The sequence below is a fragment of the Peribacillus frigoritolerans genome (assembly GCF_004358755.1).
Lineage (GTDB): Bacteria > Bacillota > Bacilli > Bacillales > Bacillaceae > Bacillus_P.
Window position 1 is genome coordinate 235,690 of the sequence record NZ_SMZY01000003.1, and the last position, 19,095, is coordinate 254,784.

The window sequence follows — 19,095 nt, forward strand, 5'->3', positions numbered from 1 at the left end:
AGGCATATCAAGTAGAAGACCTTTCTCTCATCTTTCAAAGCATAAACAGCAGCTTTGAGTGAATTGGCACCTTTTCAATAAAATTGACGGTTGCCGGGCTTCGCAGGGCACTTTCCCTCCACCTCTCTGGATAAGAGACTTACAATTTATTAAATTAATTAACGTTTAATTTCAGTGAGTTTGTACTACGAGTGTGATTTTATCATGTGTCAAAAGAAGGTGTCAATCCTAAAGTGTTTTATTAATTTGAAAAGACGGATGATTCAATTAATGATTTCACACCTGTTGCTTGTTCAATCGCTTGTTCCAGATCCTCTAAAAGGTCATCAATATGTTCGATTCCAACTGACAATCGGATTAAATCTTCTGTTACTCCTGATTTTTTCAACCCTTCTGCATCCAGCTGCTGATGTGTCGTGCTGGCAGGATGAATGATCAGGCTTTTGGCATCTCCGACATTAGCTACATGTGACCATAGATTAACGGAATTAATTACCTTTGCACCTGCTGCACGGCCGCCTTCAATGCCGAACACGACAACTGCTCCTGCTCCTTTAGCCAAATATTTATCCGCAAGAGCCTTATCAGGGTGCTGTTCATCTTCCGGGTACAGGACCCATTTAACGGCAGGATGCTCATTCAAATATTCAACAACTTTTCTCGTGTTTAAAATATGCTCTTTCATTCTTACATGAAGGGTTTCCAGCCCCAGATTAAATTGAAAAGCATTAAACGGACTAATAGCCGGACCTAAATCTCTCAAAAGCTGAACCCGTGCTTTTACTATGAAAGCTGCTTCAGGCAATGCCTCCGCATATACCAGATTGTGATAACTTGGATCTGGAGTCGTAAAGCCGGGGAACTTATCCGTGTTCCAATCAAACTTTCCTCCGTCTACGATAATTCCGCCGAGTGTCGTGCCATTTCCAAGGAGCCATTTCGTTGCAGAGTGAATAACAATATCTGCTCCGTGCTCGATTGGCCTGCACAAATAAGGAGTTGCAAAGGTATTATCAATAATTAGAGGAATTCCTGCTTCATGAGCAATTTTCGCAACAGCCTCAATGTCAAGAACCTGAAGACTCGGATTGCCGATTGTTTCTGCAAAGATCGCCTTTGTATTCGGTGTAATGGCGTTCCGGAAATTCTCTGGTTCATTCGCATTTACGAACTTAGTCTGAATCCCGTATTTGGGCAATGTCGTCTGAAAAAGATTGTAGGTACCGCCGTAAAGGCTTGAGGCAGAGACAATCTCATCTCCTGTTCCGGCAACATTTAATATTGAGAGTGTGATCGCTGCCATGCCGCTTGCCACAGCAAGACTTCCAACTCCCCCTTCTAACTGGGCAACTCTTTCTTCGAAAACCGTGGATGTAGGATTATGTATACGGGTATAAATGTAACCCTGCTCCTTTAAGGCAAATAAATCCGATGCATGTTCAGTATCATTAAAAACATAAGCGTTAGACTGATAAATCGGCACAGCGCGCGCTCCTGTCGCCGGATCTTTCTGCAGCCCACCATGTACATTTACCGTTTCAAGCCGATACTTATTTTGTCCCATTTTCCCCATCTCCCTTAAATAATTTCAAATAAAAAACCCCTTCATAGAAGAGGTATAATTCCCATATCTCTTCTTATCTGCCAGAGCTGTCTGCCTGCTCTGCTGGAATTGGCACCGTGTTGCATCAACCGGTTGCCGGGCTTCATCGGGCCAAGTCCCTCCGCCTCTCTTGATAAGGTTTTATTCGCACTTAAATCTAAATGAATTGTAACACTCCTTTATTTCTTCCGTCAATTAGTAGTTTGAATTTTTAGATAATTATTTTGACAGCTGAATAATGGATTCAAGTCTCAATACATTGCGAAAAGACCCTTTAACCTCCAGCGCTCCAAGCTTAGCAAGCTGCAGAAGTCTGATTGGTGTTTGAAAACAGTCTGAAAGATGATTTTCATCACCAGACACCAGTACATGTGCTGAAAGATGATCATTGCCGCTGCTCAGAAAACACGTGCCCTTTTTCAGCACTAGAAGAACTGGCTTTTGTTTCGAGCCGGAACTTGTTATCTGTATTCTCAATTCTTCTTTAGGGAGCAGAGGCTGAATAAAATGAGACGCATTCATTTTTTCCACAAACGAAAATAAGTCCATTTTTTGTCTCTCCATTTCTTTCTTTTGTGATCGTAAAGTATTAATTCGTTTTCATACGAACAAACACCTTTAAGAAAGGTTCGACACTTTATTGGACTTGGACAGACAAAATAATCGTTCTTTTCTATTTCCCAAGAAATATGTCAAATGCCGCCCTTCTCAGGCGGCATATTCTTTCAATATTTGATAGACATGTTCTACAGAATGAAAGGCATATTTCTTTTGCGCAACTTCTCCATTTTCAAAAATAAGCATGCAGGGTACACTTTCTATTCCCCACTCGATCGCTTGCTTCGGAAGGAAATTAAGGTTTGCCGTATGAATGGTTAAACCCGGCAGCAATGCTTCAACAACAGTCAGCATTTTTTTTGCCAGCTGACACGTTCCGCAAAATGGAGTGTAAAGATAAAGAATGCCAAATTCTTTTTCAGCAAAAATACCTAATTGTTCTTCTGGAATTTCAATCATTGCTTTATCTGATACTCCCTTTTTTTTTAATAATTATAAGTATTTCGCGTGAACATCAATATTTGCGCTTAAAAGCACTGCAGCAACATGCTGATCAGGTGCAGTCGCAACTTCACGGTACATCTTATCTATAAATAAATGCGCAGCTTCGGGCAGTTCCCGCTTGAATTGTTTTCTAAGGCGATCCCCTGATTCGTCTGAGTCGACGAGCACATATACATCCCGGTAAAACAGCTCATCAATCATTTCATCTAAGCGTGTAAGACTTATTGTGCCATTCGTACAGATGATTTCCACAGGTTCATTTACAACATTAAGAACCTTGCGTTTGTCAGATGTTCCTTCAACTATTATGACCTTTTCAACCTCAATTGCAGACATCGCCATCACCTATTCAGTCAGTATGTGTTATCTTATAACCTATTCGAATTGCATGAGGTTGTTTCTTAAATGAAATGAAAAGAATGAAATTGAACAAAAATGGCAGCGGAACATTTCATTCCACTGCCATTCGATTAGCACCAGCCGTTTTCTTCGTCACAATCTACATACTTTTCATCTTGTTTTGATAAAACGTCTGCATACTGGAAAAAGGAATGGTTTTCTTCTTCATATCCATTTTTCAATGAAACTTGATTTCCATTATGACCAAAAGACATTGTGCCAATTTGCTCTTTTTCAAAAAACAAGTTCATTTGACCAGCCGAAAAACGTCCTGTAACCCGGTCTGTAATATCTAAACGTTTCTTTTCAAAAGACATACTTGAACACCCTCCTTTTTATAACTTAGGGTGTCCTTATTCTATGTCCTTTATCAGTCTTCGTTTGTCATTTCCACATATTGCTCAGCAGTCATTAAGCTGTCAACATCACTCACATTGCTAGGCTCGATCACGATCATCCATGCTTTTTCGTAAGGTGACTCATTGACAAATTCCGGGCTGTCATCAAGATCTTCATTGATTTCTACAACTTTTCCGCTGATTGGCGCGTAAAGCTCAGAAACCGTTTTTACAGATTCAACGCTTCCGAAAGGCTCGTCTGCTTTAATTTCATCTCCAACTTCAGGAAGCTCAACAAATACAATATCTCCAAGTTCTGATTGAGCAAAATCAGTGATTCCGATACGTACTTTTTCGCCTTCCACTTTAACCCATTCGTGCTCTTCAGAATAACGAAGTTCTTTTGGTGTGTTCATTTTTATTACCTCCAAGTTTTATCATGTTTATTTGTAAAAAGACTGAAGTGAATGTCTTCTACTTCTTTCCCCATGCTTCTTCAAATTGATCTTCTTTAAAGCCGACGGTAACCTTCTTGCCGTCTGTTGTTAATGGCCTTTTGATAAGCATGCCGTCTGATGCCAGAATCTCAAGCAGTTCATCTTCAGATAATGAAGCAACCTTTTCTTTCATGCCTAATTCACGGTATTTTTGACCGCTGGTATTAAAAAACTTTTTTACTTCTAGCCCGCTGTTATCAAGCATCGTTTTTAATTCTTCTTTTGTCGGTGGATTTTCGACAATATGTACATCTTTTACCTGCAAATTGTGATCTTCAAACCACTTTTTTGCTTTTCGGCATGTACCGCATTTTGGATACCAGTAAAACGTAAGAGCCACTCTTTTCACCACCTGCAACCGTAATTGAACAACATTATTTTACCACAATCATTTGGACAATCATAATCACAAGTTTCTATCTTGGAATTTCCAGATTCCGCAAAGAAATAAGACCTTTTCCGTTGCTGGAAAAGGTCTATTTCTTACAGTCTGCTTAAGCGCGGTAACCATTTTCTTCAATTAATGCAGCTGCAATTTCACGTTTTTTAGCAATCACGTTAATCGGAGTGTGACGCGTGAATTTTCTTAGAGCTGAAATCATCATGCGGAGGGTATCGCCCTGCTCGATCGCAACTAAAGATTCTTTTGCATGTGCTTCAATTTCATTAAAAGCTTCCTGGCAATACACTTGAGTGTAGAGAAGTTTTTGAGCACTCTTTGCTTCTCCTGCTTTGCTGATTGCCTTTTCAGTGCGAAGAATCGCTGATTCCATTGCATAAATATTGCTTACGATATCTGCAATGTTCACCAATACTTCCTGCTCCTTCTGCAATGACTGGCCATACTTTTGTGCAGCAAGCCCAGCGATCATTAAGCCGATTTTTTTAGCATTTTTCAACAAATGTTTTTCTTGCTCAAGAACGCCTTCTCCAACTTCTTCAGGCATAAGCATCATTAACTCTTCCTGCAGAGCTTGAGCCTTTTGCAGCAATGGCAATTCCCCTTTCATTGCTTTGCGCAAATACGTTCCCGGCACTAATAGGCGGTTAATTTCATTTGTTCCTTCAAAGATACGGTTAATACGGGAATCGCGGTATGCTCTTTCCACTTCATATTCTGCCATAAATCCGTACCCGCCATGAATTTGAACACCTTCGTCTACTACATAATCCAGCGTTTCAGATCCCAATACTTTATTTAATGAACACTCGATCGCATATTCAGCAATGGAAGCAGCTACTTCTTTGCCGTCTTTTACCTCTTCAGGAGACAAGCGGCTCATGCGGTCTTCAAACAATCCTACTGTACGGTAGACAGAGCTCTCCATTGCATATGTTTTAGAAGCCATATTAGCCAGTTTTTCCTGGATCAGCGAGAAGCTGCTGATTGGCGTTTTAAATTGCTGGCGCTGATTCGCATATTGAACAGAGACATCAATAATGCGTTTTGATCCGCCGATTGTACCTACCGCTAATTTATATCTTCCGATGTTAAGAATATTAAAGGCGATAACATGGCCTTTTCCAAGGTCACCTAATAGATTTTCTTTTGGAACCATAGCATCTTCAAGAATGAGAGTTCTAGTTGATGAACCCTTGATTCCCATTTTCTTTTCTTCTGGACCTGTTGAAACTCCAGGGTATTCTTTTTCTACAATGAAAGCTGAGAAATGCTCTCCGTCAACTTTTGCATAGACAACAAAAACATCAGCAAAGCCTGAGTTTGTAATCCATTGCTTTTCTCCATTCAGGACATAGTGAGTTCCTTCAGCATTCAGTCTTGCAGTTGCTCTTGCACCAAGTGCATCTGATCCAGAACCCGGCTCAGTCAATGCGTAAGCTGCAATGCGCTGGCCCGTTGCAAGGTCAGGCAGATATTGCTGCTTTTGTTCTTCATTGCCGAAGAGCACAATTGGAAGAGATCCAATTCCTACATGTGCTCCGTAGGATAATGAAAAGCTGCCTGCACGCGCAAATTTTTCTGTGATTAAAGCTGAACTGATTTTATCCAGTCCAAGTCCGCCGTATTCTTCAGGAACATCTGCTCCAAGCAGACCAAGATCGCCTGCTTGCTTAAGCAGCTTCACAGATTTATCGAATTGATGATTCTCAATATCTTCTAAGTGCGGCAAAACATCATTTACAACAAAATCCTCAGTCGTTTTAGCAATCATTTTATGCTCATCTGTGAAATCCTCAGGAGTAAATACACTTTCAAAAGTCACATCATCTAATAAAAAGCTGCCGCCTTTGATTACATTTTCAGTCGTTTTAGACATGATTGGTTCCCCCGTTTACTAAATTTAATTAAATGGCTGTTTTAGAATGGATGGTTGTTTTTCAAAATAAATATTGTCGGTTTCTTTCCGCTCCAGGAACTTGCTTTCCGCGGTCCGCCTGGGAGCCTACTCGTCTTTGCCTGTGGGGTCTCCCAATTTGCTCTATTTCCCGCAGGAGTCAAGTTTATCCGCTGCTGTCCACTTAAGGTTTTTACCATTTAGTCCTTTTAAACTTTAATTCGATAGCAACAATATTTCCGATAATAGCCAATTAAATTAATTCAAATACTCCTGCTGCACCCATTCCGCCGCCGATGCACATAGTAACAATTCCGAATTGTTCATTTCGGCGCTTCATTTCATGAATAAGAGAAAGCGTTAATTTAGCTCCTGTACAGCCCAGCGGATGCCCGAGTGCAATCGCACCGCCGTTCACATTTACTTTATCTTCATCTAAGCCAAGTTCTCTGATTACTTGAATGGACTGAGAGGCAAATGCTTCGTTCAGTTCAAAAAGTCCAATGTCAGATAAGCTAAGTCCAGCTTGTTTTAACGCACGCGGAATCGCTTCAATTGGTCCAATTCCCATTACCTCTGGCGGAACTCCTCCAACAGCGAAGGATCTGAATTTTACAAGCGACTGAAGTCCGAGTGCATCTGCCTTTTCACGGTCCATTACCATCACTGCCGCAGCACCGTCACTTGTCTGTGAAGAGTTTCCTGCTGTAACTGATCCCTTAACTGAAAATGCAGGTCTTAAATTCGCAAGAATCTGCATGCTCGTTCCAGGACGAACACCTTCATCTCTCGAGAATTGGAACTGTTTTTCCTGAAGCTTATTGTCGCTGCCAACACTTCTTTGCGTAACATCTACTGCAACAATTTCATCATCAAATTTGCCTTCCTGGATGGCTCTTGCAGCGCGCTCATGGCTGCGGACCGCGAATGCATCCTGATCTTCACGGCTGACGCCGTATTTTCTTGCTACCTGTTCAGCTGTATGCCCCATTCCCATATAATATTCAGGAGCGGTTTCAGCAAGATTTGCATTTGGACGGACAACATGCCCCATCATCGGAACCATGCTCATTGATTCTGCGCCGCCTGCAATCGCCGTATCTGAATGGCCAAGCATAATTTTTTCTGCCGCATATGCAATACTCTGCAAACCTGATGAGCAGTAGCGATTTACGGTAATGGCAGGAACTGTGTAAGGCAGTCCGGCCAGCGCACCGATGTTTCGCGCCAAGTTTAAACCCTGTTCTGCTTCAGGCATGGCACAACCGATAATTAAATCATCTATATTTCCTTCATAGCCCCCGGCACGCTTCAGCGTTTCTTTTACAACGAGAGCTCCTAAATCATCTGGTCTGACAGTTGCAAGTGATCCTTTTTTCGCTCTTCCTACAGGTGTTCTCGCACCTGCTACAATGACCGCTTCTCTCATAACAGCGCCCCCTCCTAATTACGTAGTGGTTTCCCTTTAACAAGCATGTGCTGCATTCTTTGCTGTGATTTGCCCTCTTGAACCAGGCTCAGGAAAGCTTCTCTTTCTAAATCCAACAGGTATTGTTCATCCACTTCAGTACCAAACGGAACCTTTCCGCCTGCAATGACATATGCAAGTTTCTTCGCAATTTTTAAATCATGCTCTGAAATATAGCCGGATTGAAGCATGGATTGTGCGCCGAGCAGTAATGCTGCGTAGCCTGTTTCGCCTACAACCGGAACTTTTTTGCGGGCAGGTGCTTTATATCCTTTATCAAACAGTTCAATGACTTTCAGCTTTGCATCATGCAGGAGATGGTCTCCATTAAAGCTGACTGAGTCACTTTCATTTAAGAAGAAATTGTTTCGTGCTTCAGCAGCTGAGGCTGAAACCTTAGCCATAGCGATTGTTTCAAAAACTTTATTTGCGACATTCTGAAGATCGAAGTCGACGCCTTTAGGAATGCTGTTCAGAAGTTTAATGTAAAGCTCTTTGTTGCCGCCTCCGCCCGGGATTAAACCAACACCTGCTTCTACTAATCCCATGTAGGTTTCACTTGAAGCCTGAATGTGTGCTGCCGGCAGACAGATTTCAGCTCCGCCGCCAAGCGTCATGCCAAACGGGGCTGCTACAACCGGTTTAGAGCTGTATTTAATTTTCATCATTGCCTGCTGAAAGTGGCGGACAACCATGTCCACTTCAAAATAGTTATCATCCTGAGCTTCCATTAAAATCATCGCAAGGTTTGCTCCGACACAGAAGTTCTTTCCCTGATTTCCGATGACAAGCCCTTTGTAATTTTTGCTTACTTCATCGATGGAGAAATTAATCATTTGAATGATGTCCATGCCAATTGCATTGTTTGGTGAATGGAATTCAAGAAGTGCGACATCATCTCCAAGGTCGATTAAGCTTGCACCGCTGTTCTTTTTAATGACCCCTTTTTTCTCTTTAATATCTTTTAAATCAAGGACTTTTTCGTTTTGCTGAATGCGTCTGTAATCTCCATCATGATAAAAATAAGAGATGCCCTCTTCTTTTTTATAGAAAGAAGTAAATCCTCGCTCAAGCATGTCTTTAATCCATGAAGGAACACTGTGGCCTTCTGCTTCCATTTTTTCAGCTGACTTTGAGAGCCCGATGGCATCCCATGTCTCGAATGGGCCATACTGCCAGCCAAACCCCCACTTCATTGCTTCATCTATCGCAACGATGTCATCTGCAATCTCACCTAATAATTCTGCTGAATAAAGGAGAGTCGGACTTGTAATATTCCAAAGCAATTGGCCAGCTCTGTCTCCAGCGTAGATAAGCGCTTTCATTTTAGCGGCTGCACCTTTTGCCTGTTTTGCCATCTCAATGCTTTGGGCCTTTAATTTTTTTCTTTCTCCGTATTCGAGCGTATCTGGATTCAGTTCCAGAATCTCTTTTCCTTCTTTTTTGAAGAATCCCTGGCCTGATTTGCTTCCAAGCCAGCCATTTTCGAGCATCTTCTTCATAAATTCAGGGATTTCGAAGACCGCTTTTTCACTGCCTTCAACTTGGTCATATACGTTTTTTGCTACATGTGCAAATGTGTCAAGTCCCACAACATCAAGTGTTCTGAACGTGGCGCTTTTCGGGCGTCCGATCAGCGGTCCTGTAACAGAATCCACTTCACCTACACTGTATTTTCCTTTTAGCATTTCCTGAACAGTAACAAGCAGACCGTAAGTTCCAATTCGATTTGCGATGAAGTTTGGAGTGTCTTTCGCTTCCACTACACCTTTGCCGAGCACATCTTCCCCGAATGTTTTAATGAAAGATAAAACCTCTGCTGATGTTGCTTTAGTCGGAATAACTTCGAGCAATTTTAAATAGCGCGGCGGATTGAAGAAATGTGTTCCGAGAAAATGCTTCTGAAAATCCTCAGATCTTCCCTCAGCCATTGCCTCCACAGAAATTCCCGATGTATTAGAGCTGACAATGCTTCCTTGTTTTCTATATTGATCGACTAATGTAAAGACTTTTTTCTTTATGTCTAAGTTCTCAACGACTACCTCAATAATCCAATCAGCTTCAGACAATCTGTGCATGTCATCTTCGAAGTTACCCGCTTCGATCAATGAAAGATTTTCCTTAGCAGTCAGCGGAGCCGGCTTTTGTTTTAATAACTTTTGGATGGATTCATTTGAGATTCGGTTTCTGACAGAATGATCTTCTAAAGAAAGTCCTTTTTTCTCTTCGCTATCCGTAAGTGAGCGCGGTACAATATCAAGCAATAATACAGGGATTCCGATATTTGCCAAGTGTGCAGCAATTCCCGAACCCATTACACCAGATCCTAAAACTGCAGCTTTTTTAATTCGCTGGACCATGATTGCTCCCCCTTTTGTCGTTTTGAATGAATGCTCATTCATTTTTTGATGAAAAAAATAGTCAGGAATCAATTCCTCTATATACTAATATAAAAGATTTCGAAAATTTGTTCAATACATTTACAAAAAATTCACATATTAATTGCAAACAGCATGAAAAAAAGCAGCTGCGGGAAGGATAAAAGCCAGGAGGTGACCAATTATGGCAAGGTTAAAGAAACAACCATCTAAAGCAGGAGTAAGTGCATCAAGCGTAAAAGGCAGCTCTGGTCCAACAAATGAGATGGATGGCGGGGGCAAACGCTCAAGTACAAATCAGCAATATGGAAAGAAAAACATGGGACATGAATAAGGCAAATGAAAGCTGATTCTTATAAGAATCGGCTTTTTTTCAACAGCAAACTATCTGTCTTTCGTTTTACGGCATTGTGCACAGGGTACAGTTTCATACATAAGAAATTTTGAAGGAAGAGGGGATTACATGGGACACTTTATCGAAGTAGAAAAAGGCGTAAAAATATTTGCTGAAGATATTGGAGAAGGACAGCCAGTCGTATTCCTGCATGGATGGCCGGTCAATCATAAAATGTTTGAATATCAGCTGAATGAGCTTCCTGAAAAAGGCTACCGCTTTATCGGCATCGATCTCAGGGGATATGGAAAATCAGACCGCACAAAAGATGGTTATGATTATGACACAATGGCCGACGATGTTAAAGCGGTTATTGATGATTTGAAGCTTGATCATGTCGTGCTTGCCGGGTTTTCAATGGGTGGACCGATTGCCCTCAGATATATGGCAAGACATGAGGGTTATAAGGTTTCTAAGTTAATGCTGCTTGCGGCAGCTGCACCTCTGTTCACACAAAGAGATGATTATCCTTACGGTTTAACCACGGAAGAAACAGATGATATTATCACAAACCTTCAAACAGACAGACCGGCTATGCTTGCAGAGTTCGGAAAAATGTTCTTTGAAAGCGAGCTTTCTGAAGAGTTTAAGGAATGGTTCCATGGCCTCGGACTTGAGGCATCTTCCTATGCAACAATTAAATCTGCAGAAGCATTGCGTGATGAAGACGGCCGATCTGATTTGGCAAAAGTAAATGTTCCGACTGCCATTTTCCACGGGAAGAAAGATCAAATCTGTCCTTTTGAGTTCACTGAGGCAATGAGTGACAGTATTCAGTATTCATTTGTTATTCCTTTTGAAAACAGCGGACACGGCTTGTTTTTTGATGAAAAAGAAAAATTCAAGAGTGAGCTTTTGAGATTTTTAGAACAATAATCCTCCATCGTCAACCGGAAAAACGCTCAGATTCCTGAGCGTTTTTTTTTATTTTTTAAGCATTCCCTTCAGGACAAAAGCAACGTTTGCCGGCCGTTCAGCAAGACGCCGCATAAAGTAACCGTACCAGTCTGTGCCGTATGGGACATATACCCTCATTTTATATCCTTCTTTCACCAGTTCGAGCTGACGTTCCGGCCTGATGCCATAAAGCATTTGAAATTCGAATTGATCACTCGGAATGCTATTTTCCTTTACAAATTGTTTTGTAAATTCAATGATCTTATCATCGTGAGTAGCAACTGCTGTATAATTTCCATTTAGTAAATGCATTTTGATGATTTTCTTAAAATTCTCGTCAACATCTTTTTTTTCAGGAAAAGCTACACGAGGAGATTCCTTGTATGCTCCCTTAACAAGTCGCAAATTGGGATGAAGAGAATTCAGATCTTCAATATCTTTAACCGTTCTGTACAAATATGCCTGAATCACCGTTCCGACATTATCATACTCTTTCTTCAAGGTTTTAAAGATTTTAATTGTTTTCCCGCACCGCGAATAGTCTTCCATATCAATGGTGACAAAAACATCATTTATCTTTGCTGCATCCAGAATCCGCCGCATATTCCTACGTACCACCGCATCTGAGATATCAAGTCCCATGGAGGTCATCTTTAAGGAGAGCTGTGACCGCAGATTTTCTCTCCCAATTGCTTCTATTGCTTCAATGGTTTGATTAGCCATTTCATTCGCTTCCGCTTCGTTATCGACGAACTCACCCAAATAATCAATTGTGACATCTAAATTTTTTTCATTCAGCTTTCTTATGGCAGCTGCTGCGAGTTCAATCGTTTCACCAGCAACAAAGCGTGCTGCTCCAAATCTTAGACCATATCTCTTTGCAGCCTTTGTCATTCTTTTATTCTTTGATAAAAACAAGAAAAAACTTCGAAGTAATTGCTCCATTTGAAGTCCTCCACTCTGTTTGGCGCATTAATCAAGAATTATCTGTTACTTTATCATATTTAAAATAGTTTGAATATTCTTTACCTTTATTTATTTGCCCGAGACTTGTTACCAAATTTCCGTATAGGATTTCATGGATGAAGGAACGATAAGGAAGAAAATGTTTAGAGGAGGTTATACCCATGCAACAACAGCAGAATACAGGCACGCAGCAAGGCATGATGCAGCAGCCCCCGTCCGTTATTACGACAAAAGACCACCTATATTTAACTGATATGCTTTCGTGGAACTTGCTTGCCATGAAAAAAGCTCATTTCTTTGCAGGACAATGCAGTGATCAGCAATTAAAAAGCGAGCTTGAGAAGGTTGGAAAAATGCACGAACAGCATTATTCAAAAATTTTGACTCATTTAAATCCAAATCAAGAAGCATACGGAACACAGCTTCAATAGGAGAGGTGCAGGATGAATAATAATCAGAACCAAAACAAAATCGGCAATCCTGAAACACAAGTACCTAAAACCCCTCAAATGAATGACCGGGACTTTATTAATGAACTGCTTGCTACTGAAAAATATATGACAGATTCTTATTGCACAGCCCTTAATGAGATGAGCCATGATTCTCTTTATCAGGATATTCAGGGGATCTTCAACGAGACTCAAAATTGCCAAAGAGAATTATATAATCTTATGTACAAAAACGGCTGGTACAAGCTCGAAGCGGCAGACAGCCAAAAACTGCAGCAATCTCACCAGCAATTTGCTAATTACCTGCAGCAGCAATCACCTTATTTGCAATAACGAAAAGTGGAATCGCCTGTTTAGCGCAGGCAAGGCAGATAAGGATCCGACATTGAAGGCGCTTTTTGCCTTTACTGGCGGATCTGTTCTGACCGAGGGGCTGGGCGATGGAGCTAGACACCACAAAATGCGGAATCGCCCGTTTAGCGCAGGCAGACAGATATGGATTGCATGCGCTGGCTGAGCCGTTCTGTCCGAGTGCACCGCAAACTAGCCCAACTAAAAAGAAAGCAGCACTATGCCGCTTTCTTTTTTATTTGCATTTATCCACAAATGTTTTAAACAGGTTATGCATCGCCTCATCATGGGCGGCCATTTCTTCAGGATGCCATTGAACGGCAAGTACATACCAATCGTTATCAGTTCCTTCAAGTCCTTCTACAATTCCATCTGACGCTTTAGCTGTTGCCACTAACCCATCTGCAAGCTTCCCGACGGCCTGATGGTGCATACTGTTCACACGGACCGTATCCGTTCCGAAAATGTCCTGCAGTTTGCTGCCTTTTTCAACCGTGATTTCATGAGTTGGATTAGGGCGGTCTGCTGTTTGATAATGTTTTATCGGATTCTCGTAAGTACTCTCGATATCCTGTGTGACCGTACCTCCAAGAGCTGCGTTCAGCATCGCAATGCCCCGGCAAATTCCAAATACGGGTTTTTTGGTTTCTTTCGCATATTTTACAACAGCTGTTTCCATTTCATCCCGCACACCGTTTGTTTTTCTGAGTTTTGGATCTGGGTCTTCCCCGTAAGAATGAGGATCCACATCCTCCCCGCCGCTAAGTATAAAGCCGTCGCATTTCGATACGATGACTTTTGCCATTTCATCGTCTATTAGTGGAATAACAACTGGAATCCCTCCAGCACCAATGACGGAACTAATATATTTTTGATGCACATGCACGCTCGGAATATCTCCGTGATCTACTACTGAGCTTGATATGCCGATAACTGGTCTTAATTGGTCCATTTTGTGTTCACTCTCCCTGGGAATTACTCTTCTTTTATCTATACCCCTCTCAATCCCTGGTCGAACCCGTTTTTTATCATTTTTAAAATTTACCTTTTTTCAGACCGTTCTTCCCATTCTTCCCGCAATAAACCGATTCTGATGGAATCATAGTGTTCTCCATTTACCACTCTGCATTTTCTCATGCGACCTTCTACTGTCATGCCAAGCTTTTCTCCCACTTTAATCATCCTTATATTTCCAGACCACGTGGTGTAGCCCACTCTTACAATAGGCAATGTCTCAAATAAGTGATTGATCCATAAACGGAAGGCTTTCGTTCCATATCCTTCGTTCCAATAAGAAGGATCATAAATGCCTATCCCCATTTCAAGCCATAGTGAAGGCTCATGCTCCCAATAATAGCTTACTGTGCCGATAATTTTTTCACCGGCAACGATGGCCCAGTAATCCTCTTGATCTACGATACTGTCTTTCTGTGAAAGAAAGTCTGTCAGAGTAAGATTTTTATGTTCAAAATAAGGAGCATCCCACTTCTTCCACTCAGGGTGCTCATCTTTATACTTGATCTCCCATAAATGAATAAGATCCTTCGTTTCAATTGGACGGATAATTGCTATTGACTGACACATGATTGGTTAGTCCCCCATTTTTGCAAGAATTTATTCACTGATGAAAGATTTTTCCATTCTTTCACTCTTTCAAAATATACAGTATAATCACAATAAAGGAAAATACTGGGGTTGATTTCGAATGAAATATTATGCGGCATCTGTACTTCTATATCTCTTTTCTGTGGGTGTCTTATATGTGATTGGCCATACATTTGAAATCGTCTGGCTGAAGTGGGAACACACAGTCACATATCAGGATGGTGAAATTAAAGCGGTTTCAGGTTCTGTCATACCCTTTTTCTTATGTCTGCCTGTTTACTATTTCTTTACGAAAAAAACTTCAAAAGACTATTCTGCTGAATAAAATAAAAAATCCCAGAGCTGTCCATTCGTACTCTGAGATTCATTATGATTCTTTATTATTCATCTGTGATTTTTCCCGATGCTGGTCATTCAGCTGCTTAATTTCTGCAATAAGCTGTTTTACCTTTTCTTTTTCTGCCGGATACGTATCATTCCAATGCTTTACAAGAGGCGGCATGGACTTCGCGATATGTGAATAGATCACCCAGTTTTTCACTTTTTCCTGAAGCTCTGGCGTCGCCTCGCCAAGAAGCAGTTCTGTATATTTTTTGGTTAGGCCATTCAGCGGTTCTTTAAGATCTTCCTTCAACAAGATCTCCTCCTAATCATCCATTATGTTAAACAATGCTTTGGACAAGTACTGCAGCGATCTCTTTTCTCTGAAGTCAGATAGTAAAGACAGCATGTTTGTCTAAGTTTCGGCGCTTCTGCTGCTTGCCCTGGCTCCCTATAGAAAGGCAAGAAAGGGTTTTTCATTCCTTCTCCGAAAAGTTCTCCGTCTGCATGTTTCACTACATACATATAATCCGCTTGTATTTGTTCTATCGTAACATACTCAGGTTTGTTTGCAAGCAGCGTATCGTACATCCATACAACATAGAGGACGACATTCTCCCAAAGAATCAGCTTGGAAATTCTTGCTTCTTTTGCCACATTCGAGATGAGTTTACTAATATGGTCCCGGAATAAATCTCTCAGCAGTTCGTCTCTCCAGGCTTCTCTGCTTTCAGTAGCAGGAATACACTCCAGCGAATGAAAGCAAAAAGACGGCAGCCATAATGGATCCTCATCATCCGTCACAAGTGAAAGATTTGCCGGGTCCGTATTCAGTTTTTTCCCGAAAACAGTCATAGAGAAAAGAGCGATCGCTGCCAGGAAGGCATACCGCTTTACAAGCATAGAACCTGTAACATTTAATCTGTCTGAATGAATTCTCGGCTGGATCTCCATCAAATATCGCGAAAGAAGATCAGGGTCCAGCAAGTTTGCTGCATCTACCGTTAAGACTGAATCATTTCGTTCCAAACTCAGCCTGAATTTCGATAAATGCTTAAGCTCTTCTTTTGTAAATTGGTTCATGATTAAATTGCCGCCTCTTTAATGATGCACCGGCCCCTGCCATGCGGAATGCAAAGAGGTGTTCCAAACAGAGGATCCATTGTTACTTCGCAGTTCATCTGAAAAACATCCTTCACCAAATTGCAGTTAATAACATGTTCCGGTCTGCCTTCAGCATAGATTTGCTTATCCTTAATGGCAACTATATGGTGTGCATAACGGCAGGCTAAATTCAGATCATGAAGAACCATTACAATCGTTCGCTGTTCTTTTTCATTCAGCTCAAATAAGAGATCCAGAATTTCAATTTGATGGGTCATATCTAAATAAGTTGTCGGTTCATCAAGTAAAATGATATCCGTATCCTGTGCAAGTGTCATGGCAATCCAGGCGCGCTGGCGCTGTCCGCCAGACAATGAATCAACTGGTCTTTCAGCCAATTCAAGCATTCCTGTAGACTCTAACGCGCTCATGACTGCCTTCTCATCTTTTTCCGTCCATTGTTTAAGCCAGTTTTGATAAGGATATCTGCCTTGCTTGACAAGCTGAAGCACTGTCAGACCTTCAGGTGCAGCAGGACCTTGAGGCAAAATGGCAAGTTTCTTAGCCACTTCCTTTGTAGGCAGCTTGGCAATAGCTTCACCTTCTAAAAGAACTGCGCCTTTTTCAGGTTTTAAAAGCCTTGCTATCGAACGCAGAAGGGTTGATTTTCCGCAGCCGTTGCTGCCGATGAATACCGTTATTTCGCCTTTTGGGATATCTAAATCGAGCTCATCTATAATGGTTGTTTCTCCATATGACAATGTGAGCGCCTTTGTTTTAATTGCTGTCATTGAATCCAGCTCCTTTTCACATAAGGATTGATTATTGGCTGAGGGGTGAATTTTAGATTCCTCGGAAACAGCCTAGTTGTTTCTGCTCCTATAAAGCAGATAGATGAAATAAGGTGCCCCGATCGCTGCAGTGAAAACTCCTGCAGGAATTTCAAGCGGAGCAAAAAGGGTTCTTCCAATCAAATCTGCAGCCATAACGAGCACCGCTCCGAGCAATGCCGATACAGGAAGCAAAGCTCCAAAGGATGACCCTACGAGTCTTCTTGCGATATGCGGGGCAATAAGACCTACAAATCCGATTCCGCCGGCAAAAGCAACAGCACTTCCTGTTAAAGCTGTTGCAATCAGCAGCAGAATAAATCGGTTGCGCTGAACGGCACTTCCCACACCAGCTGCAAGCTCATCCCCCAATTCCTGAATGTTCACGTTTCTTACAAAAATAAAGCTGATGATGACCAATACAATTGTAACTGGCACCATAATCTTCACTTGATCCCAGGTTGCGGAATAGACCGTTCCTGTAATCCAGATATTTGCCTGTGCCGCACGGTAGATCGGTCCTTTTATCATCAGTAAAGTAGTAAGGGACTGGGCAAGCATGGAAAGTCCGATTCCGACTAAGACGAGTCTTATTGAAGAGGAACCGCCTCTCCATGACAGGAAATAAACTAATAATGCAATAACTGTCGCTCCTATGAATGCAGCAACCGGCATCCACTGAATCGGAACAGTCAATGAGTTATTTTTATCACTGAAAATGGCTAAAAACATCACAACAGCCACGGAAGCTCCACCTGTAATCCCGATGATATCCGGAGATGCAAGCGGATTGCGGATGATCCCCTGAAGAATTCCGCCTGCAACAGCAAGCGATATTCCGACCATCAAAGCAATCAGAATCCTCGGCAAGCGGAAGGATTGAATGACAAGCTCATCCATCTCTGTCCCGTATCCAGCCAGTGTTTTAAGCACTTGAATCGGTCCGATTCTCATGTCACCCATACCTGTACTGAAAAGAAAGGTAAACGCAGTCACCAGAAGCAAAACACTGAAGACCGTTAAGGCCTTTTTATCGATAAGGAAAGAAATGAATCCTTTTCCTATTCTAAATGATTGATAGCTTTTCATGATTTCTGGAACCCCCTGCGTGCGATGTAGATGAAAAATGGTGTTCCGACAAGAGCCGTCATGACTCCTACCGGCACCTCTTCAGGCATCGCTACAAACCTGGCTCCAATGTCAGCCGTCACTAACAGCACTCCGCCGAGTACTGCACAATAAGGAAGAATCCAGCGATGATCATTCCCGACAAAGTAACGTGCAATATGCGGAATGACAATCCCTACAAATCCTACAGGCCCTGCGATCGCAACTGCTCCTCCTGCAAGCAGGATAATCACAGCAGCCGTGATTAATTTAACAGTTCCAGTCTTCTGTCCGAGCCCTTTTGCAACATCTTCTCCCATCATCAGCAGGTTAATCTTTGATGCAAGGAAGATGCAAATAACAAATGCAATGCCTATATAAGGAAGCACACTGTAAAGAAGCTCAAGCTTCCTTCCCTGAACTGAGCCGGCAAGCCAAAATAGGACTTGATCCAAAGCCGCTTCGTTGCTCACCAGAAACCCTTGAGTCAGCGAGGAGAACAGAGCAGCCATCGCTGCTCCTGCCAGTGTAAGCTTCATCGGAGTCAATCCTTCTCTCCCAAAAGAACCTGCAAAATAAACAGTGAAAGCCGCAACTGCCGCTCCCAAAAAGGAAATCCACGTAAATGCGTGCAGAGAGTTGACGCCAAAAGTGGAGACGGCAATCACAACAAAGAATCCTGCTCCGGCATTGATTCCGAATACACCAGGAGATGCGAGCGGATTTTTCGTAAGGGCCTGCATCAGCGCTCCTGCAACAGCAAGACTTGCTCCGACCGCAACAGCCACTGCTGCCCTTGGCAGCCTTACAGTTTGAATAATTAAATGTTCATTAGAACCATTAAAGTTTGTAAACGCATTAATTGCTGTATCCCACGAGGTTTGTGTATAGCCAAGCACGACACTTGCGCAAATACTCACTAAAAGCAAAATAAAACCAGTGATAAGTCCAGCTGTTTTCACCAAATTAGTCTGTAATAACATATCTATACCTCTTGATGTGAAACCATCACTTCTTCATAATTTTCTA

23 protein-coding genes and 2 riboswitches are annotated in these 19,095 nt (G+C 41.9%); of the genes, 5 read left to right on the top strand and 18 right to left on the bottom strand.

Features of this window, described 5'->3' with window-relative positions; genetic code table 11:
• Positions 1-24: 24 nt before the first annotated feature.
• A riboswitch (SAM riboswitch) is annotated at positions 25-137 on the bottom strand.
• 104 nt (positions 138-241) lie between these two features.
• The 10 genes from E2R53_RS14670 to E2R53_RS14715 all read right to left on the bottom strand — a co-directional run bounded on the left by E2R53_RS14670 (position 242) and on the right by E2R53_RS14715 (position 10,024).
• Positions 242-1,564 (bottom strand): O-acetylhomoserine aminocarboxypropyltransferase/cysteine synthase family protein, encoded by a 1,323-nt coding sequence (locus tag E2R53_RS14670; protein ID WP_133312500.1) that lies wholly within the window; start codon positions 1,562-1,564, stop codon positions 242-244.
• A gap of 70 nt (positions 1,565-1,634) precedes the next feature.
• Positions 1,635-1,743, bottom strand: a riboswitch (SAM riboswitch).
• A 79-nt stretch (positions 1,744-1,822) separates the two neighbouring features.
• Positions 1,823-2,152, bottom strand: a complete 330-nt coding sequence (locus E2R53_RS14675) for a hypothetical protein (protein ID WP_133312501.1) — start codon at positions 2,150-2,152, stop codon at positions 1,823-1,825.
• Positions 2,153-2,311: 159 nt separating this feature from the next.
• Positions 2,312-2,620 (bottom strand): thioredoxin family protein, encoded by a 309-nt coding sequence (locus tag E2R53_RS14680; protein WP_133312502.1) that lies wholly within the window; start codon positions 2,618-2,620, stop codon positions 2,312-2,314.
• Between the two features lie 33 nt (positions 2,621-2,653).
• The gene (locus tag E2R53_RS14685; RefSeq protein WP_133312503.1) at positions 2,654-3,001 is read right to left on the bottom strand and encodes a toprim domain-containing protein; all 348 of its coding nucleotides are present in this window, start codon (positions 2,999-3,001) and stop codon (positions 2,654-2,656) included.
• A gap of 134 nt (positions 3,002-3,135) precedes the next feature.
• Positions 3,136-3,381, bottom strand: coding sequence for a YusG family protein (locus E2R53_RS14690; RefSeq protein WP_133312504.1), 246 nt, complete (start codon positions 3,379-3,381; stop codon positions 3,136-3,138).
• A 53-nt stretch (positions 3,382-3,434) separates the two neighbouring features.
• Positions 3,435-3,818: a glycine cleavage system protein GcvH gene (gene gcvH / locus E2R53_RS14695; RefSeq protein WP_070874736.1), complete on the bottom strand. Its 384-nt coding sequence runs from the start codon at positions 3,816-3,818 to the stop codon at positions 3,435-3,437.
• A gap of 58 nt (positions 3,819-3,876) precedes the next feature.
• The gene (locus E2R53_RS14700; RefSeq protein ID WP_133312505.1) at positions 3,877-4,239 is read right to left on the bottom strand and encodes an arsenate reductase family protein; all 363 of its coding nucleotides are present in this window, start codon (positions 4,237-4,239) and stop codon (positions 3,877-3,879) included.
• A gap of 154 nt (positions 4,240-4,393) precedes the next feature.
• Positions 4,394-6,178, bottom strand: coding sequence for an acyl-CoA dehydrogenase family protein (locus E2R53_RS14705; protein WP_133312506.1), 1,785 nt, complete (start codon positions 6,176-6,178; stop codon positions 4,394-4,396).
• 271 nt (positions 6,179-6,449) lie between these two features.
• Positions 6,450-7,625 carry an acetyl-CoA C-acetyltransferase gene (locus tag E2R53_RS14710; RefSeq protein ID WP_070874742.1) on the bottom strand — a complete coding sequence of 392 codons (1,176 nt, stop codon included), beginning with the start codon at positions 7,623-7,625 and terminating at the stop codon, positions 6,450-6,452.
• A gap of 14 nt (positions 7,626-7,639) precedes the next feature.
• Positions 7,640-10,024 carry a 3-hydroxyacyl-CoA dehydrogenase/enoyl-CoA hydratase family protein gene (locus E2R53_RS14715; RefSeq protein WP_133312507.1) on the bottom strand — a complete coding sequence of 795 codons (2,385 nt, stop codon included), beginning with the start codon at positions 10,022-10,024 and terminating at the stop codon, positions 7,640-7,642.
• A gap of 202 nt (positions 10,025-10,226) precedes the next feature.
• On the opposite strand from E2R53_RS14715, the gene E2R53_RS14720 reads away from it, so the two are divergent.
• Both E2R53_RS14720 and E2R53_RS14725 read left to right on the top strand, forming a co-directional pair.
• The gene (locus E2R53_RS14720; protein WP_083328076.1) at positions 10,227-10,376 is read left to right on the top strand and encodes a YuzL family protein; all 150 of its coding nucleotides are present in this window, start codon (positions 10,227-10,229) and stop codon (positions 10,374-10,376) included.
• A 129-nt stretch (positions 10,377-10,505) separates the two neighbouring features.
• Entirely contained in the window at positions 10,506-11,312 is an 807-nt protein-coding gene (locus E2R53_RS14725; RefSeq protein ID WP_133312508.1) for an alpha/beta fold hydrolase, read from the top strand.
• Between the two features lie 48 nt (positions 11,313-11,360).
• Here the strand turns inward: E2R53_RS14725 and E2R53_RS14730 are convergent, their stop codons facing one another.
• Positions 11,361-12,278: a proline dehydrogenase family protein gene (locus E2R53_RS14730; protein WP_133312509.1), complete on the bottom strand. Its 918-nt coding sequence runs from the start codon at positions 12,276-12,278 to the stop codon at positions 11,361-11,363.
• A 182-nt stretch (positions 12,279-12,460) separates the two neighbouring features.
• Between E2R53_RS14730 and E2R53_RS14735 the strand changes: the two genes are divergently transcribed.
• Positions 12,461-12,730, top strand: coding sequence for a hypothetical protein (locus tag E2R53_RS14735; RefSeq protein WP_070874751.1), 270 nt, complete (start codon positions 12,461-12,463; stop codon positions 12,728-12,730).
• A gap of 12 nt (positions 12,731-12,742) precedes the next feature.
• A complete protein-coding gene (locus E2R53_RS14740; RefSeq protein ID WP_133312510.1) occupies positions 12,743-13,081 on the top strand; it encodes a spore coat protein in 339 nt (112 codons plus the stop codon).
• A gap of 253 nt (positions 13,082-13,334) precedes the next feature.
• Here E2R53_RS14740 and E2R53_RS14745 read toward each other — a convergent pair whose 3' ends face one another.
• Together E2R53_RS14745 and E2R53_RS14750 are read right to left on the bottom strand one after the other, a co-directional pair.
• Positions 13,335-14,051, bottom strand: coding sequence for a gamma-glutamyl-gamma-aminobutyrate hydrolase family protein (locus tag E2R53_RS14745; protein WP_133312511.1), 717 nt, complete (start codon positions 14,049-14,051; stop codon positions 13,335-13,337).
• An 89-nt stretch (positions 14,052-14,140) separates the two neighbouring features.
• Entirely contained in the window at positions 14,141-14,683 is a 543-nt protein-coding gene (locus E2R53_RS14750) for a GNAT family N-acetyltransferase (RefSeq protein ID WP_133312512.1), read from the bottom strand.
• A 121-nt stretch (positions 14,684-14,804) separates the two neighbouring features.
• On the opposite strand from E2R53_RS14750, the gene E2R53_RS14755 reads away from it, so the two are divergent.
• Entirely contained in the window at positions 14,805-15,029 is a 225-nt protein-coding gene (locus tag E2R53_RS14755; protein WP_133312513.1) for a hypothetical protein, read from the top strand.
• A gap of 42 nt (positions 15,030-15,071) precedes the next feature.
• On the opposite strand, the gene E2R53_RS14760 is transcribed toward E2R53_RS14755, so the two are convergent.
• The 5 genes from E2R53_RS14760 to E2R53_RS14780 all read right to left on the bottom strand — a co-directional run bounded on the left by E2R53_RS14760 (position 15,072) and on the right by E2R53_RS14780 (position 19,049).
• Entirely contained in the window at positions 15,072-15,338 is a 267-nt protein-coding gene (locus tag E2R53_RS14760) for a DUF2573 family protein (protein WP_133312514.1), read from the bottom strand.
• 23 nt (positions 15,339-15,361) lie between these two features.
• Positions 15,362-16,108, bottom strand: coding sequence for an IucA/IucC family C-terminal-domain containing protein (locus tag E2R53_RS14765; protein WP_133313074.1), 747 nt, complete (start codon positions 16,106-16,108; stop codon positions 15,362-15,364).
• A gap of 2 nt (positions 16,109-16,110) precedes the next feature.
• The gene (locus E2R53_RS14770) at positions 16,111-16,920 is read right to left on the bottom strand and encodes an ABC transporter ATP-binding protein (protein ID WP_070874762.1); all 810 of its coding nucleotides are present in this window, start codon (positions 16,918-16,920) and stop codon (positions 16,111-16,113) included.
• Positions 16,921-16,992: 72 nt separating this feature from the next.
• Positions 16,993-18,048 carry a FecCD family ABC transporter permease gene (locus E2R53_RS14775; RefSeq protein ID WP_133312515.1) on the bottom strand — a complete coding sequence of 352 codons (1,056 nt, stop codon included), beginning with the start codon at positions 18,046-18,048 and terminating at the stop codon, positions 16,993-16,995.
• A complete protein-coding gene (locus tag E2R53_RS14780) occupies positions 18,045-19,049 on the bottom strand; it encodes a FecCD family ABC transporter permease (protein ID WP_133312516.1) in 1,005 nt (334 codons plus the stop codon). Before E2R53_RS14780 ends, E2R53_RS14775 begins: the two co-directional genes overlap by 4 nt.
• Between the last annotated feature and the right edge of the window lie 46 nt (positions 19,050-19,095).

What these genes read in the sequence shown, in the direction of transcription:
- E2R53_RS14715 (WP_133312507.1), bottom strand. Translation starts at nt 10,024, where the DNA reads ATGGTCCAGCGAATTAAAAAAGCTGCAGTTTTAGGATCTGGTGTAATG.
- E2R53_RS14705 (WP_133312506.1), bottom strand. Translation starts at nt 6,178, where the DNA reads ATGTCTAAAACGACTGAAAATGTAATCAAAGGCGGCAGCTTTTTATTA.
- E2R53_RS14675 (WP_133312501.1), bottom strand. Translation starts at nt 2,152, where the DNA reads ATGGACTTATTTTCGTTTGTGGAAAAAATGAATGCGTCTCATTTTATT.
- E2R53_RS14765 (WP_133313074.1), bottom strand. Translation starts at nt 16,108, where the DNA reads ATGAACCAATTTACAAAAGAAGAGCTTAAGCATTTATCGAAATTCAGG.
- E2R53_RS14720 (WP_083328076.1), top strand. Translation starts at nt 10,227, where the DNA reads ATGGCAAGGTTAAAGAAACAACCATCTAAAGCAGGAGTAAGTGCATCA.
- E2R53_RS14745 (WP_133312511.1), bottom strand. Translation starts at nt 14,051, where the DNA reads ATGGACCAATTAAGACCAGTTATCGGCATATCAAGCTCAGTAGTAGAT.
- E2R53_RS14740 (WP_133312510.1), top strand. Translation starts at nt 12,743, where the DNA reads ATGAATAATAATCAGAACCAAAACAAAATCGGCAATCCTGAAACACAA.
- E2R53_RS14730 (WP_133312509.1), bottom strand. Translation starts at nt 12,278, where the DNA reads ATGGAGCAATTACTTCGAAGTTTTTTCTTGTTTTTATCAAAGAATAAA.
- E2R53_RS14690 (WP_133312504.1), bottom strand. Translation starts at nt 3,381, where the DNA reads ATGTCTTTTGAAAAGAAACGTTTAGATATTACAGACCGGGTTACAGGA.
- E2R53_RS14670 (WP_133312500.1), bottom strand. Translation starts at nt 1,564, where the DNA reads ATGGGACAAAATAAGTATCGGCTTGAAACGGTAAATGTACATGGTGGG.
- E2R53_RS14685 (WP_133312503.1), bottom strand. Translation starts at nt 3,001, where the DNA reads ATGTCTGCAATTGAGGTTGAAAAGGTCATAATAGTTGAAGGAACATCT.
- E2R53_RS14780 (WP_133312516.1), bottom strand. Translation starts at nt 19,049, where the DNA reads ATGTTATTACAGACTAATTTGGTGAAAACAGCTGGACTTATCACTGGT.
- E2R53_RS14775 (WP_133312515.1), bottom strand. Translation starts at nt 18,048, where the DNA reads ATGAAAAGCTATCAATCATTTAGAATAGGAAAAGGATTCATTTCTTTC.
- gcvH (WP_070874736.1), bottom strand. Translation starts at nt 3,818, where the DNA reads ATGAACACACCAAAAGAACTTCGTTATTCTGAAGAGCACGAATGGGTT.
- E2R53_RS14710 (WP_070874742.1), bottom strand. Translation starts at nt 7,625, where the DNA reads ATGAGAGAAGCGGTCATTGTAGCAGGTGCGAGAACACCTGTAGGAAGA.
- E2R53_RS14725 (WP_133312508.1), top strand. Translation starts at nt 10,506, where the DNA reads ATGGGACACTTTATCGAAGTAGAAAAAGGCGTAAAAATATTTGCTGAA.
- E2R53_RS14770 (WP_070874762.1), bottom strand. Translation starts at nt 16,920, where the DNA reads ATGACAGCAATTAAAACAAAGGCGCTCACATTGTCATATGGAGAAACA.
- E2R53_RS14680 (WP_133312502.1), bottom strand. Translation starts at nt 2,620, where the DNA reads ATGATTGAAATTCCAGAAGAACAATTAGGTATTTTTGCTGAAAAAGAA.
- E2R53_RS14750 (WP_133312512.1), bottom strand. Translation starts at nt 14,683, where the DNA reads ATGTGTCAGTCAATAGCAATTATCCGTCCAATTGAAACGAAGGATCTT.
- E2R53_RS14755 (WP_133312513.1), top strand. Translation starts at nt 14,805, where the DNA reads ATGAAATATTATGCGGCATCTGTACTTCTATATCTCTTTTCTGTGGGT.
- E2R53_RS14735 (WP_070874751.1), top strand. Translation starts at nt 12,461, where the DNA reads ATGCAACAACAGCAGAATACAGGCACGCAGCAAGGCATGATGCAGCAG.